7 protein-coding genes are annotated in these 16,666 nt (G+C 41.5%); 6 read left to right on the forward strand and 1 reads right to left on the reverse strand.

Translation table 11 applies throughout. The features are described 5' to 3' along the window. Positions 1-491: 491 nt before the first annotated feature. On the reverse strand, positions 492-863 hold the full coding sequence (locus IE164_RS16025) for an endonuclease domain-containing protein (protein ID WP_189631264.1): 372 nt from the start codon (positions 861-863) through the stop codon (positions 492-494). Between the two features lie 887 nt (positions 864-1,750). Between IE164_RS16025 and IE164_RS16030 the strand changes: the two genes are divergently transcribed. From IE164_RS16030 to IE164_RS16055, 6 genes are all read left to right on the forward strand, one after another. Continuing rightward, positions 1,751-4,114, forward strand: a complete 2,364-nt coding sequence (locus tag IE164_RS16030) for an ABC transporter permease (RefSeq protein WP_189631265.1) — start codon at positions 1,751-1,753, stop codon at positions 4,112-4,114. Positions 4,115-4,193: 79 nt separating this feature from the next. Next, positions 4,194-6,584 carry an FtsX-like permease family protein gene (locus IE164_RS16035; protein ID WP_189631266.1) on the forward strand — a complete coding sequence of 797 codons (2,391 nt, stop codon included), beginning with the start codon at positions 4,194-4,196 and terminating at the stop codon, positions 6,582-6,584. Between the two features lie 186 nt (positions 6,585-6,770). After that, the gene (locus IE164_RS16040) at positions 6,771-9,137 is read left to right on the forward strand and encodes an ABC transporter permease (RefSeq protein WP_189631267.1); all 2,367 of its coding nucleotides are present in this window, start codon (positions 6,771-6,773) and stop codon (positions 9,135-9,137) included. A gap of 82 nt (positions 9,138-9,219) precedes the next feature. Continuing rightward, entirely contained in the window at positions 9,220-11,634 is a 2,415-nt protein-coding gene (locus tag IE164_RS16045; protein ID WP_189631268.1) for an ABC transporter permease, read from the forward strand. Between the two features lie 108 nt (positions 11,635-11,742). Beyond that, positions 11,743-14,100 carry an ABC transporter permease gene (locus IE164_RS16050; protein ID WP_189631269.1) on the forward strand — a complete coding sequence of 786 codons (2,358 nt, stop codon included), beginning with the start codon at positions 11,743-11,745 and terminating at the stop codon, positions 14,098-14,100. An 83-nt stretch (positions 14,101-14,183) separates the two neighbouring features. After that, positions 14,184-16,565, forward strand: coding sequence for an ABC transporter permease (locus IE164_RS16055; RefSeq protein WP_189631270.1), 2,382 nt, complete (start codon positions 14,184-14,186; stop codon positions 16,563-16,565). Positions 16,566-16,666: the final 101 nt, after the last annotated feature.

The following is a 16,666-nucleotide window of genomic DNA, read 5'->3' on the forward strand; positions in this document are numbered from 1 at the left end:
TAACTCTCTTTTCAAAAAGGTAAATTACTAGCAGATAAACATCTATGGAATTGATCGGAATGATGTTTGCAAGGATAATCCTCCTTGGCGAAGGAGGTTGGGAGGATTGACCTAAAAGTAGTCTCTAATCCCCCAGCCCCCTTTTCAAAAAGGGGGAGTGCTTGTGTTAGAATCGTGTATTTCATCTTTAGCGGCTATTGCGATTCACCATGTTTTTATAATGTCTTTAAATTATGCACTCCCGTTTTTCCCTTTGACGAAGTCTGCCTGCAAAGGCAAGGGGTGGGGGGATTGGCTTTGAAATAGTTCATTAGGATCTAATCCCCCAGCCCCCTTTTCAAAAAGGGGGAGTGCTTGTGTTAGAATCGTGTATTTCATCTTTAGCGGCTATTGCGGTTCACCATGTTTTTATAATGTCTTTAAGTTATGTACTCCCGTTTTTCCCTATGGCGAAGCCTGCCAGCAAAGGCAGGGGGTTAGGGGGATTGGCTCTATTTGTTTCTATCTAAAATCTCATTTGGCACAAATCTCTTCAGGTAATGATAGACCGCATTTACATCGTCTATGACCAACTTCTCGGGTATTCTAATCACCTGATATCCAAGTTCCTTCAGTCTATTGTCTCGAATTTCATCTTCTCTTGTAATTTGATCGTGATATTTGCCATCTAATTCAATGATCAATTTCAATTCCCGACAGATAAAGTCGACTATATAATTTTCAATGATGAATTGCCTGTTGAATTGAAGTCCATAAAAACCTTTGCCTCTGAGAACGTATTTCCAGAGTATGGCTTCACCCGGAGTCGACTCATTTCTGAGTTTTCTGGCGTTGTGTTTTAAGTGTTTATTGTAGGTGTTCATAATGTGTTTATCATCTCTAATCCCCCTGGCCCCCTTTTCAAAAAGGGGGAGGGTTTGTGCTAATTCTAACTGACTACTTCTAAAAATACATTGCTCTTAAGTGTCTATTCCTGATGCCACTTACTCTGACACCTCCTTTTCCCCCTTGGCGAAGGGGGTTAGGGGGATTGGCTTTGAAATAGTCTCATTAAGCTCTAATCCCCCAAGCCCCCTTTTCAAAAAGGGGGAGGGTTTGTACTAAATTTTAACTGACTACTTCTAAAAATACATTGCTCTTAAGTGTCTATTCATGATGCCGCTTACTCTCACACCTCCTTTTCCCCCTTGGCGAAGGGGGGTAGGGGGATTGGCTTTTGAAATAGTTCATTAGGATCTAATCCCCATGCCTCCCTTTTCAAAAAAGGGGGAGTGCTTGTGCTAGAATCGTGTATTTCATCTATTTCGACTTTAGCAGTTCTAAACTTTTTTAAGTTCTGGCCTTTTACCATTGCTTGATTAACCGTCATTCCCGTGAAAACGGGAATCCCTATCTGGCCTTTAGGTTTTAATAGAGATTCCCGCCTGCGCGGGAATGACGTTCTAGTAAAATTCTTTCCCCTAAATCCCCTAAAGGGGACTTGGCCTTCGATGAAACTAGTCTTTATCCCTAACTTCTGCCATTACCAGCGGGCAGGCTTTAGGTTTAAGGTAAAAGCTGGACAAATCAACCCACCTCCAACAATATACACAAATACCACCGTCCGTCAGCGGACGGTAAAGTTCGCTAGCGAATAGTGTTGAATAGCTGAGGTGTATTTATTTACTGAAAATCAATTAGTTAAGTTTGGCATATTGCTTGGAAAGAAGTTGACGGGTATGAGCCCAACGGTCAAAATACTTCAACAATTATGTTTAAAAACTACCTCAAGACGGCCAGCCGCTATCTTCTCAAAAACAAAGGTTATACCTTCATCAATGTATTTGGCTTGTCCATTGGGCTTGCTGCCTTTATTCTGCTAAGCTTGTTCGTAAAGGTTGAGTTTAGCTACGATGAACACTTGAGTCAAAAAGATCGAATCTTTCAGGTGTATGTAAAAGACACTACCAATAACATCCCCGCTTTTGAAATGCAGACCATGGGGCCTATGGGTCCTCTTATGGTAGAGCAGGTTCCGGAAATTATGGCTAGTACTCGTTTTGGCACCATGCAAAAGAAGGTGCTTAAAATGAACAACCAACGATTTCTGGTTGATGGGGTTCGGTATACAGACCCCGAAACACTTGACTTTTTCGATGTTCAACCTGCCTTGGGCTCTTCTAATCTAAAGCTTGGGAAGAGCGACATACTTCTCTCGGAAAGTGAGGCTCTGAAGGTCTATGGCTCTGTTCAGGCTGCTATTGGAGAAACTATCGAAATTGTTGAGTTAGGCTCTTTTCAGATAAGTGGTGTTTTCCGGGATCTACCCGATAATACTCATGTGGATTTCGATTACCTCATTTCATTTGAGAATGCCAATGATGCTTTCTTTTCAGGGGTCAATTTTGCCATGAAGAAAACAGTCTTTGACTGGGGGGTGGTTTCGGCATTTCCTCTCTATGTAAAGCTAAGCGAAGCAAACCTTGATTTGACGGCTATAGAGGCTAAAATGAATACAGCCCTGGAACCGCACTTAAGTAACCGGGTCACTAAGTTACTTCCCGTAGATGAAATCTATTTTTCCGATTTGAGCCATGGTTATTTTGGAAGAAATGGCGAAAAAGATAAGGCCCAGCTTTATTTGATTATAGCCCTGGTTATTCTAGGTGTGGCCATTATCAACTATATGAATTTAGCCACAGCTCGGTATTCCAAAAGGTCGCGCGAAGTTGGCATCCGGAAAACGGTTGGAGGCCATAAAACTCAATTGGCAAGGCAGTTTTTAACCGAGTCGTTCATTATCACATTCATCGGTTTGGTCTTTGCCATTTGTTTGGTAGAGCTCTGTTCACCCGTACTTAGCAATTTTGTTGGGAAGTCTGTGGGTGTTGACTACGGTGCACTGGAAAGCTACGTGATCCTGTCTTCCATTGTGGTGGGGGTAAGCTTCTTAGCCGGTATATATCCTGCTTCATTTTTGTCCAGATTTAGTGCTATTGAAGTGCTTTCAGGAAGGGCGACAAGTGGCAAGAAAGGCGCGAAGTTCAGAGCTGCTCTGGTTGGTTTTCAGGTATTTATCTGTTTAGGTCTTATTTCTGTGACTATGATTGTTCTGCAGCAGTTCAACCACATGTCTAACCTGGATCTTGGTTTTGACCATGATCAAATAGTGGGCGTTTCTTTGGCCGATAAGGGTGTTGCCGAGAATTACGAAACGTTCAAAAATGAACTCAGCAGAAATGCATCGATCGAATCGGTCACCGGAGCGTCTTTTTCGGTTTTCGATGGTAGTGCAAGTTTATACATGGAACCGGAGGGACTGGAAGAACCCGTGCCCATCACCTTTATGAATGTTGAAACAAGTTTTGTAGAGCGATTGGGCCTTACTATTAAAGAAGGGGATGATTTTTCTTCTGAAGGAGAGCTGAATCGGAAAGGCATTATCATTAATGAGACCGCACAGGAAGAGTTTGGATGGGATACGCCAATTGGTAAAACCATTGGTGGCTATAAAGTGATAGGACAAGTGGAAGACTTCATTTATGGCTCGGCCAGGGAAACCATTAAACCCTTAATGATTGTGCCTTCTAAAAGTGGCTTTACCTATGCTTATGTGAAGATTTCTGGTGGAAATGTGAGGGCGGCTATGAATCATCTGCAAGCCACCTTTGAAAGCATGGCTAGTGACTATCCTTTTGATTATAACTTTCTGGACGATGTTTTTGCAAAGAAGTACGAGCAGGAGGAGAAGCTTTCCAGAGTGTTTTCAACCTTCACCATACTGGCCATAATTGTTGCCGGGCTGGGAATTTTGGGACTGTCTATTTTCATTGCCGAATCGCGCATCAAAGAAGTGGGCATCAGGAAAATACTTGGAGCCAACATCGGCCAGCTCATTTGGCTATTGAACAGTGGCATTACCAAACTAATTCTCCTTGTAGCCTTAATCACTCTGCCTTTGGTTTATCATTTTATGTCTGAATGGCTCGATGGTTTTGTCTACAATATTTCCATTAGTGTATTTACTATGCTCACTCCGCTAATCGCTTTGATTGCAGTGGTGTGGACTATACTCATATTTCAGTCACTAAAATCGGCAAACGCAAACCCGGTAAACGCACTGAGAACGGAATAAAAGGGTCGGTTCAAAGTGCTAAGTTCCAAGTTCAATGCGGCTTGACTTAAGCTTTGAACATTAAAAATAAAACTGAAAAATGCTCAAAAACTATATCAACATAGCACTTAGGTCGCTCAAAAGGCAAAAGAGCTACTCCATCATCAACATTGCAGGACTCTCTGTAGGCGTAATGGCCTGTATTATCATTATGCTTTATGTGAAGGCCGAAGCTTCTTATGAACGCTTCTATCCTGAATCTGAGAAAATATACAGGCTGAGCAGCGTGTTTACTACCAACGGAAACAGAGAAGATTTGGCGGTTACTCCGGCCAGAATTACAGCTATTTCAGACCAAAATTTTCCTGAAATCGAAGAAATCACTTTCGTTTATGATTGGTCAATTGGCCGTGAGCTGTTAGTGGAACATGGTGAAAATCGGTTCATTGAGTCGGAGGTATACTTTGCCGATACCAGTTATTTCAAAGTGTTTCAACATAAGTTTTTAGAGGGCAATGCGGCTACCGCTCTAGACGATCCTAATGCTTTGGTAATGACAGAGTCTACCGCCTTGAAGTATTTTGGCCGAACAACCGATGTGGTTGGCACCACTCTAAAAATCAATAATCAAGACGCTATGATCACAGGGGTTATCCAGGATTTTCAAGGCAATACCTCACTGCATTTCGACCTGGTCATGTCTATGTCTACCGTGGGCGAACCGCCCTCTAACCGATGGTTTCCCATGAACTACTTCACCTATGTGAAAGTAGCTGATGAAAGTGCAGCACAAGCCTATTTGAATAAATTGAATACATATATCGATGATGAAGTAGGGGAGTCATTCAGGGCGGCAGGTATTGAAATGGCCTTTGACATTCAGCCCATTACAGAAATGCACTTTGATACTGCCAAAGGGAGCGACTACCCGGAAAAAATTTCTAGAAACCTACTGTACTCATTGGTGGCTATAGCCTTGTTCATTTTGCTGATCGCCTGTATCAACTATATCAATCTTAGCACTGCTAAATCGGAAAAAAGGGCCAAAGAAGTAGGGGTAAGAAAAGTTTTGGGTGCCTATAGAGCACAACTTATTTGGCAGTTTTATGGCGAAACCTTTCTGATTACCCTTTTTGCTGTGATTATTGGTGTGGTAATGGCCGAGTTACTCTTGCCTTTTTTCAACACCATGGCGGGCACCAGTCTGAGTATTGATTTACTAGGCGATAATTACTTCATCCCAAGTCTTTTGGCCATTGTTCTGTTGGTTAGCCTTATTTCAGGAAGTTACCCGGCCAGTTTTCTCTCTTCGTTTCAGCCTTCCAAAGTATTGAAAAGCACTTTCAGCCAGAAAGGGGGCAATACCTTTAGAAGGGTGCTGGTCACTATTCAGTTTTGCGTCAGTGTGTTTCTCATTACCGGAACGTTGATTATCTACAATCAACTTCAATTTGTTCAGAGCAAAGAGATAGGCTACGACCAGAGTCAGTTGGTTTACATGCAGCTTTCCGATACTCCTGCGCGCAATGCCTACAATTCGCTTAAAAATGGTTTTAAAGCCATTACAGGAGTAGAAAATGTATCGGGCTCTAATAACCTTATTACCAATGTGGTTTCCGGATGGGGTGCTGTACTGGAAGGCAGACCAGCCGATTTTCAGGTTTCCTTTAGAGGCATGAATGGTGACCTTGACTTTTTAGAAACTTTTGGTCTAAAGCTTTTGAGTGGTGAATCATTTCAGTCCAGGTCTGATTGGGATTCTACCGTATACTACCTAGTCAATAAAACGGGTATAGATGCCCTGGGACTGACTCCGGAAAATGCCATAGGTAAGAAGTTTGGACTTGATGAAAGTATGATGGGCACCATAGTAGGGGTGGTCGAAGATTTTCACCTGGCCAGCTTACATCAGAAAATAGAGCCACTAGCTGTTTTTACCGGGCCTCAACGATTTAAGAGCCTTATGTATGCCCGTGTAAACATGGAGCGTATAGAGCAGGTAAAAGCAGAAATGGCCGAGGTTTGGTCTGAGCTTGTACCACACCGCCCCTTCGACCTGAAGTTTGTAGATGATTCTGTGCGATCACTGTATGAGAAGGATAAACAGCTGGGGGAAATAGTATTGTCCTTTACTTCTCTAGCCATTGTAATAGGCTGTTTGGGGCTGTTTGGGCTGGCTTCATATCTGGCTGAAAAGCGCACTAAAGAAATTGGTATAAGAAAAGTATTGGGAGCAGATGTGAGCAAGATTGTTATGCTTCTTTCACAGGAATACCTAAAGATAGTACTGATCGCCAATGTTATAGGCTGGCCTTTGGCTTACTATTTCATGGATAAATGGCTGAATGGATTTGCCTATAGAATTGATATTGGCTGGTATTTCTTTGCCATTTCAGGTCTGGCAACCGTTATGGTGGCTTTAATTACTGTGTCCTACCAGTCTATTAAAGCGGCTATTTCCAATCCTATTAAGGCTTTGAGGTATGAGTAGTTTGGTTTATGGTTTCAAGTTCATAGTTCATAGTTTGAGCCTGAAATTGGCTTGATCACAGGAGCATAGAGCTGATGTGGTGCTGCCCCTTTAGGGGTTCGAAGTTGAAGCAGCATGGAACATAAAACACTTCATGCATTCAAGAGCAAACGGAAAATGTATCAATGAAGACTAACAACAGAGGTAATGAATAAACTTACACAATTCCTTAAAAGTGGCATCAAGTCGTTGAAAAGAGAGCGGTACTATGCACTGCTCAACATTCTTGGGCTTGGTTTAGGTATTTTCTGTTTTCTGCTCACTTCGCTTTATGTAAAAGATGAGTTGACCCACGATAAGTGGCATAAGAATGCAGAGAATATCTATAAGCCGCAAAGAACTCTCGAAACCCCAACCGGTTCTATGACTCTGCAGCCTGCTTTTCCCTTGGGAGAGGCTTTGGTTAAAGAAAGTCCAGGCGTTAAGGAGGCTGTTAACATAAGCTATTCACAGATTGCAAAGTATACTGTAAAGGGAGAGGAGTTTGATACAAAACTGCTACATAACACCACCGGCTCTTTGTTCAAAATATTTGATTTTGATTTAGCGATTGGCGATCCTCAAAAAGCACTTTCTGTGCCCGATGGAGTCGTTATTTCTCATGAATTAGCTGAAAGGCATTTTAGAAATGAAAACCCAATGGGTGAAATCATCGAAATTGAGAATCATGGAAATTACCGTGTCACTGGAGTACTTAAGCCAATACCGGGAAACTCACATCTTCAGTTTGACCTCCTTATTCCAATCGATTTTACTAAGGGTCATTATGTGAATATCGAAGGTAATTGGCGCTTTGGTATGGGGGTGCAATATTTATTGGTTGAAGAAGGGTATGACCTGGAAAAACTCGAGGAAGATGCCAGTGAAATTATGAGAAAAAATACTGGGGATGATGTGGCATTAACTTTTTCGTTTGGCAAATTCAGTGAGCTTTATCTATCTGGGGAAACCTCCAGACCAATAGGAGGAATGTTTGGTGGTCAGGAAAAATACATCGTAATCTTCAGTGTGGTTGGAACCCTTATGTTGTTGGTAGCTTCATTCAATTACATCAACCTCACAACTTCCAGGTCGTTTGCCAGGGCCAAGGATTTTGCCATCAGAAAGGTTGTTGGTGCTTCCAGAAGCAGATTGGTTGCCAATCAATTAGGAGAAACTTTTTTCGTTGCACTATTGGCTCTCACAGTGGCAATTATAGGCATTGAACTCGTTTTGCCCGGATTTAATGAGCTAATTGATAAAAGACTTTCATTAGATATTGTTTCAGACCCTTCGGCTTTAGCACTTCTCATTGGGGTTCTTCTTCTAGTAGTTGTCATTTCTGGCTTATACCCAGCACTGATAGGTAGTCGGTTTCATCTTTCCAGAATTCTTAAGGGTAACCTCCCTAATTCAAAGGGATCGATAGTGAGAAAAGCCTTGATTGTTATTCAATTTACCATTTGCACTGGAGTATTGGCGAGCGCACTAATCATTCGTTTTCAGGCCCATCACATGATCAATATGGATTTAGGGTATAATTCTCAAAACATTCTCAGTATTGAAATGAGGACAGGTGGGATGTATAATAACCGAGAGGTATTTCGAAATGAGCTAGCCAGATCTACAGCAATTGAAATGGTTTCTGCAGGACCAATTCCCAAGACTAGCAGCGTAATGATTATAGAGCTTGGCGAAGGAGAAAACAGAAGAAACGAAATTTTTACAATTGGGAATGCGGAAAAGAACTTTCTAGAAATAGCAGGACTTGAGCTGTTGGCTGGTGATACCTTTTCATCCCTTCCGGAAGCTAGTTTGAATAATGGTGTGATAATTAATAAAACTGCAGTAGAGGCTCTCGGATTCTCCCCGAAAGGAGCCATTGGAGAGAAAATTAAAGGTACAGATTTAAGGATTGTGGGAGTGGTTAAAGACTTTCACATCAGTGCTACCAAGTCTAAAATAAAGCCATTGATGATAAGTTATAAGCCTGATCAGGTATTTAATACTTTGCTGAGGTATAAGGCTGGAAATCAAGACGAGGTTATCGCCTATGCAGAATCTGTTTGGAAGGATTTAGGAGCGAGTGAACCAATGGGTTATGATATCATAGAAAACTACTTTGATGATGCTTTCAAAAGTGAAGAAGCTCTGATTTCTATTTTCAATGGATTGACCATTATGCTGATTACTGTTGCCGGACTCGGGCTTTTTGCTCTGGCGGTCTTCGAGAGTCAGATTCGGGAGAAAGAGCTGTGTATCCGCAAGGTGCTGGGAGCCGGCTTATGGGATTTGTTAAAGAACCTAAATCTACGCTTTGTATTGCTTATTGCATTGGCCATGGTTATTGCCGTTCCGGTAACGCAATATCTGATTAAAGGCTGGCTCGAGGGCTTCCCATATCGCATTAATTCAACCAATCTTTACTTTGTTCTATCCTCTGGTGTTGTACTGCTGTTGGCTATAGCCATGCTTACCCTTCAGGGAGTGAATAGTGTGAGAAAAAACCCGGCTGAAGTACTTAGAAATGAATAAAAACCAGTTCAAAGTTCCATGTTTTAAGTTCCAAGTTGGGGCATCTAACCATGAGCTATGAACCTTAAACAATGAACGAGTTATGCTAAAAAACTACCTGAAAATCGCTATCAGAAACCTCAGTAAGCACAAAGGGTACTCTTTCATAAACATTTTTGGCCTGGCTGTGGGCATTTGTTGCTGCCTGCTCATTTTTCTCTATGTGAAAGATGAACTGACTTACGATAGATTTCAATCAAAGGCCAACCGTATTTACCGAATAAACTCTGTGATCGACTGGTTCGGCAATAAAGATACCATGGGGGCCACTAACAGGGTAGAAGCCTTCGAGTATACCCAGCGCATACCGGAAATAGTAGACTTTACGAGGTTTTCTTCCGCCACCATTGTGGTTCAGAAAAATGAGGAATGGGTGCAAGAATATGGCTCGTTTTATACAGACCCCGGTACATTCCGCATATTCGACTTTAGGGTGTTGGATGGCTCTTTAGAAGAGGCACTCTCCAACATCAACTCTGTGGTGATTAATCGGACTATGGCCGAGAAGTATTTTGGCTCGGTAAAGGTGGCTGGCAGACAACTAAACATTAAACTGGAAGGAAATGTAGAGAAGTACGTGATTGATGCCGTTTTTGAAGACTTACCTCACAATAGTTCTTTATATGGACAGGCCTATTTTTCATGGCAGAAGTTTGAGCGAGTTCGTCCACTCAGAAACCCGACAAGGGCATGGTCAAATATTGGCTATACTTCGGTGGTCCTATTAGATAAGGAAAATGTCGACATTCAGCTTCTTGAGCAAAAACTAAAAGAAGTTCGGCTTACACTAAACCCCGATGAAAAAGAAGGTGAATGGGCAAGAAACATAGATAGTAAGCTTCAGGCTTTTACCTCCATTCATCTCGATAAGGAAATCTCCAGCTCGGCAGGATTGAGAAGTTCCAGCAACCCCACCTATTCTTACATACTATCAGGCATTGGTTTTCTAATTTTGTTACTGGCCTGCATCAATTTTGCCAACCTATCAGTAGCACGTTCAATACCACGCGCCAAAGAAATTGGTATTCGAAAAGTACTGGGCGCGCGCAAAAAGCAAGTGGCCTGGCAATTTTTAGGAGAGGCCTTGTACATATCTATCATAGCCTTTGTTCTGGGGCTCATTCTGGCCGAACTTTTCTTACCCACCTTTAGCCAATTGACCAATAAATCATTCTCCTCAGGCATTATTCAAGATGCCTATCTTGTATTGGCCTGCCTGGGAGTAGTTGCATTAAGTGCTTTGTTGGCAGGGGCTTATCCAGCCTTTGTGGTGGCACGTTTTCAGATACTTAAAAGCCTGAGTGGAAAAGTTAAGCTGCAAGGGCGTCAATACCTTACCAAAGGACTTGTGCTCTTTCAGTTTGCTATAGCAGCTATTCTGGTTATTGGTACCCTGGCCATGAATAGGCAGATTTCCTTTCTGCTGAATACGGATTTGGGCTATGAAGATAAAAATATGGCTGTAATGCAGTTGGGTGGTAATCGGTCGCAGGCCGGTGTGATAATGTCCGAGCTTTTAAAGAACCCAAATATTTCTATGACCTCATATTCTGATGGCTTTGGATCGGCCACTTCGTTGGGTTATAACAATAAAGAATTTTTCTCGGCCTACACAGAAGTGGATACCAATTTCATTCATCTGATGGACCTTGATCTGGTAGCTGGAAGAAACCTGAAACCCTTGCGCGATGTGTACCTTAAAGGGACAGATACATTGACCAACCTAATTGTGACCGAAAACTTTATTGAAAAAGCAGGAATAGAAGGTGACGCTGTAGGCACATTTTTAACTGGGGGCGGGGGTGATAATGCCAAAGATCAGTACAGGATTGTTGGAGTGGTAAAGGACTTCATTTATTCTTCTGCCAAGAATGGAGTATCTCCTGTAGTAATGATTGCCGGCAACCCCGACAATGGAGACTTTGGGTCTATTAGCATGCGCTACCAACCGGAATACAGTACTCAATTAGAGGCAACACTAAACGAAATATGGAGAAAGGTTGATCCTTACACCCCTTTGCAATTCTTCTTTCAGGAAGAAATTAACCGAAATAGTTATGGAGAAGAAAAGCGTTGGAAATCTATAATTACAACAGCATCAGTAATTGCCATCATTATTTCTTGTCTTGGCCTTTTCGGAATGGCCCATCTTTCTGCTCAACAACGACAAAAAGAAATAGGGGTACGAAAAGTACTAGGAGCTACTGTAGGTCAGCTAGTCTACATGCTTAACCTCAGTTTTACCAAACTGGTGCTTTTGGCTTCACTCGTGGCCATACCTGTAGCTTATTATTTTCTGGATGATTGGTTGTCGAATTTTGCGTTTCGAATAAACCTGGGGGCTTTGTTGTTTTTAGCGCCTACACTGCTTACTCTGTCCATAGCCTTACTAACGGTAACGGTGCAATCGTTCAGGACAGCTAGTGCCAATCCTGTAGACTCATTGAGAGATGAATAGAATAGATCAGTTCAAAGTTCCATGTTTTAGTTCATAGAATACCGTACCATCATGAACTATGAACCATAAACCATAAACAATGAACCACTCCACTTAAACTAAAAACACATGATTAAGAATTACCTCAAAACTGCCATTAGAAATATTAGAAGAAACAAGCTTTATGCAGGACTCAATATTCTAGGGTTGAGCATTGGCTTGGGTTCATTCTTTATCATTTATCTGTTTTTGCAAAATGAGCTGGCTTATGATCAGTTCCATGAAAAAAAGGACAGGATTTATCGGGTTGTTCATGCTCTCAACAATGTGGGTTCACATAAATATGGTGCGGGAATTACACCTGCTTTAGGGCCTGCAATCAGAGAAGAAGTACCTGAGATAGAGGCTTACAGTAGATTAGATAATTGGAATAAATCAGTGATTATTCCAGGCATAGCCGATTCTACAGATAATGTGCAAACCGCTTCAGTTGACCCTGAATTCCTCGACTTCTTTCACTTGGAAATACTGGCTGGAAGCAAAGAAAATGCCTTGGATAACGATGCCGGAGTACTGCTGAATGAGTCGAAAGCTATTCGGTATTTTGGGTCACCACAAGCAGCCTTGGGGCAAACACTTAAGGTAAGCCGTTCTAAACCGCTTCTGGTAAAGGGAGTGTTTAAGGATTTACCGAAAACCACTTCCATTAAAGCAGAATTGATTGCTCCCATTATGGCGGTTAATTCCTACCGGGGAGACAATATGACTAAGTGGAACCTTAGTTATGGTGATCAATTATATGTTCTGTTGGCCTTTGGAGTAGATCCAAATTTGGTATCTGAAAAGATACTTAAGGTAGGGAAGGAAAAGAGTAAAGGTAAGGGAGTTGAGTTTAAAGACGTTCAACTTCAGCCTTTGAGAGATGTTCATTTTTCCTTAACCACTGCTGGCCCTGTACAGGAGAAAACCGACAAGCAGTACATATTCATTTTCACCCTAGTGGCCATATTCATATTGGTTTGTGCAGTATTCAACTATATCAGTTTGGCACTTTCGCAATCTGTTGAGCGAACCAAGGAGATTGGCATTAGAAAAGTGGCCGGAGCAGTTCGGTTTCAACTCTTCAGACAGTTCATCACTGAGTCCTTTTTGCATGTGATACTCAGCTTTCTGGTGGCCATTATTTTAGTTGAATTACTAACGCCTGAATTGGAAAACCTGATTGGAAGGGATTTAGAGTTTAGTGTATTAGACGAACCCGTTTTGTTGATTGAGAGCATCGTTTTCTCAATGGTAGTGGCTGTGCTTTGTGCGCTTTACCCAGCCTATTTGAGTACAAGATTGAGTGTGGTTCAAATATTCAGGAGTGGAAGAGGAAGCTTTTCTACTAAGAGACTCATTAACGCGGTAAGCGTCTTCCAGATAGTAGTCTTTGTGGTGCTGATCTGTGTGGCGGTTACGGCCAATAAACAGATGTACTTTATGAGAAATGAGAACCTTGGTTTCGATAAAGAGACTCAAGTGGTCATCTCCAGGTTTTCTCGTGAAGCAAGTACCAAGGTTGAGCTTATTAAAAATGAATTACTTGCCGTTCCCGGAGTTGTGAGTGCCTCATTTGCCTCCTCGGTCCCTTCTCGGGTAATGGGGTCAATGGCTTATTCTGAATACCCATTTACATGGCATGCTTTCGAGATTGATGAAAACTATCTGGATGTATTGGGTATCAAACTGAAAGAGGGAAGAAACTTTCTACCTGAAGATTCAGATTCTGCCAATGTGGTCTTGATCAATGAAACAGCGGCCAAAAACCTTGATTTTGAAGGTGGAGCCATTGGGAAGACCTTGCACTTGGGAAAAGATATGCGAATTATTGGTATTGTTGAAGACTTTCATTTCAACTCAAAGAAGGAACCCATTGAGGCAACACTTTTTAAACCTATTCAAGGCCCGTTCTATAGGTTGGTGCTAAAACTAGCTCCACAGAAAATAGGCACCACGATGGATGCTATAAAGGCTAAATACAGATCGGTTACCGGAGGAGATGAAATGAATTTTTTCTTTTTGGAAGACCAGATTAATTCACAGTACAAACAAGAAAACGTAATGATCACCTTGATCAATACTTTTGTAGTGGTGGCAGGAGTAGTGGCTTTCATAGGTCTCTTTGGGATTTCCGGCTATTCGGCCCGAAGAAGACTCAAAGAAATGAGTATCAGAAAAGTGTTGGGAGCGAGTTTTATGGCTATACAGAAAACCCTTAATTGGAGTGGTTTCATGAGGCTGGCTTTAGCTACTTTAATCGCCATTCCTGTGGTGTATTACTGGATGGACTCCTGGCTTTCTTCATTTGCTTACCGCATTGAACTGCCCATTGGTCTTATTATTCTGGCCATACTAATAGCCTCTGTAATTGTGCTCAGTACTGCTATACTCCATAGTATCAGGGCTTATTTGATTAACCCGGTAGATGTGCTCAAGGAAGAATAGATCAGTTCAAAGCTCCATGTTTTAGGTTCATAGAGCACCGTACCACCATGAACTATGAACCACTCCACTTAAACTAAAAACACATGATTAAGAATTACCTCAAAACCGGGTTTAGGAATCTCTTGAGAAACAAGCGGTTTGCTCTTATTAACATATTCGGTTTGGCTGTTGGAGTAGCCAGTTGCTTGCTCATCAGTTTGTTTGTTAAAGATGAACTAACCTTTGATAATTGGCATTCCAACGGGGACAATATTTATAGAATTACTACAATCTCTGAAAGACAAGGAGAAGAGTCAACAATATTAGCTGTTGGTTACCCGGTTGCTGAAGCCTTTGCCAATGAAATTCCAGAAATACAAGCCTTTGCCCGACTGAGAAAAGAAGGGGCAACAGTTAAGTCGGGCAATAACTACATCGATGAAAAAAGTCTTGTATATACCGACCACGACTTATTTAAAATATTCGATTTCGAGGTGGTGGATGGTGCTTTGGATGAGAGGATGAGTGATTTGGAGTATATAGTGATCACTGAGAGTACAGCTATCAAGTATTTTGGTTCGACACAAGTAGCAGGAGAGTCGCTTACCATCAAGTTGAGAGATCATTTTGAAGATTTTGTGGTGGTTTCCGTTATCAAAGATCATCCGTCTAACTCTACCTTTAATTTTAGCATGGCTATCTCCTGGAGTAAGTTCAAAACCATTATGGATGATTTTTCCTTAAATATGTGGTCTATAACTCCGGCCAATGCCTATGTACTCTTAAATCCAGAGGCCAATTTAGACTCGGTACTGAGAAAAATGGCTGCTTCCAGGGCGTTGCATAATGAGGGAGAGGAATCATTCAAGGCCTTTGCAAGAGAGCAGGAAAATGGACTGCTTCCTTTGTCAGACCTACATTTTTTCGATGGGTATGGTGGTGCAGATATCAATCAGGTTTATATTCTTTCCAGTATTGCTATGCTCATTCTAATCATCGCTTGCTTCAATTTTGCCAACCTTTCTTTGGTTAACTCAATGAGCAGATATAAAGAGGTTGGAGTGAGAAAAACCATAGGTGCAAGCAAAAAGCATCTGGTTACTCAATTTCTCATAGAGGCCTGTATTATATGTGTTATAGCTTTTGTATTAGGGGTTATTATAGCAGAGGTTTCACTTCCCACTTTCGAAGGTTTCATGCAAAAGGACTTCAATAGAAACTTACTACATGAGGTCGATTTGTTGTTAGTTTGTCTTGCCGGAGTGGTTGGTGCTTCCATGGTTTCCATTATCTATCCTTCCCTGTTTTTATCGGCCATAAAGGTGAGCAATGTGCTTAAAGGATTCACGGGATCAGGTGGTAAAAAGTGGCTTACAAAAGCTATTGTTGGCTTTCAGTTCTTGCTGGCATTAGTTCTTATCACTGTTACAGTTACACTTAATAAACAGCACCACTTTTTAATCAATAAAGACAAAGGCTATAACGATCAGAACCTCATTCGGTTGGAAATTCCTAATGATGATACCGAGGCCATGGCAAAAAGAATTGGCAATAGTTTGAGTCAATCTCCAAATATCGTTGCCATAGGAGCCTCTAGTAGTATGAATGAAGCCATAAGCCTGAAAAGAGCCGATGGTTCTAACCTTCTTGTTATTCAGTCAGACATTGATGAAGGTTATATTGAAACTCTTGGAATTGAATTACTTGAAGGGAGAAACATTACTGAGGCCGATAAAATTGACATTGAAGAAGAACGACTTACCTCCAATGTTTTAATCAATAAGGCAACGGTTAAGGCTCTGGGTATTGTTGATCCGGTAGGAAAGATCATAGGCGATGGAGCTTTCCGAATTGTTGGAGTTATTGACGATTATCAGCTCTTTTCTGCAACTTCGCCAATGAATTCAGTAATGCTCATGGCTAATAACTGGCCAAGAGCTACAGCGAATACAAACCAAATTTATCTGCGTTATAAACCCTCTAAACTTTCTGAGGTTATTAGCTCTGTTGAAAAGGTTTGGAAAGAGGTTCTGCCTTATGAACCCATTAATATGACCTTTGTAGATGAGTATAATTCCAACCTATACACCAAGGAAGCCCGCTGGTCTAAAACCTTAAACTACGCTTCAATTTTGGCCATTTCTGTGTCTTTGGTAGGTCTGTTTGGTTTGGTGGGACTATCGGTGCATAAAAGAAAAAAAGAGGTTAGTGTAAGAAAGGTATTGGGTGCTTCTGTGGCCAATTTGTTATTGCTTTTAAATCAAGGTTTTACAAAAATATTGCTCCTGTCGGCCCTTATATCGATCACTGTTGCCTACTATGTCATTAGTGAAATCTTGCAAGGCTATATTAACAGAATAGATATTACGCCAATGCTCCTAATACTGCCATTACTAGCCACGATTGTAGTGGCTTGGCTAACTGTATCATCGATCACCCTTCAATCTGCCCATGCCAACCCTGTAGACTCATTGAGAGATGAATAGAATAGACCAGTTCAAAGTTCCATGTTTTAGTTCATAGAGCACCGTACCATCATGAACTATGAACCATAAACAATGAACCACTCCACTTAAACTAAAAACAC

Source organism: Roseivirga thermotolerans, assembly GCF_014653175.1.
Lineage (GTDB): Bacteria > Bacteroidota > Bacteroidia > Cytophagales > Cyclobacteriaceae > Roseivirga > Roseivirga thermotolerans.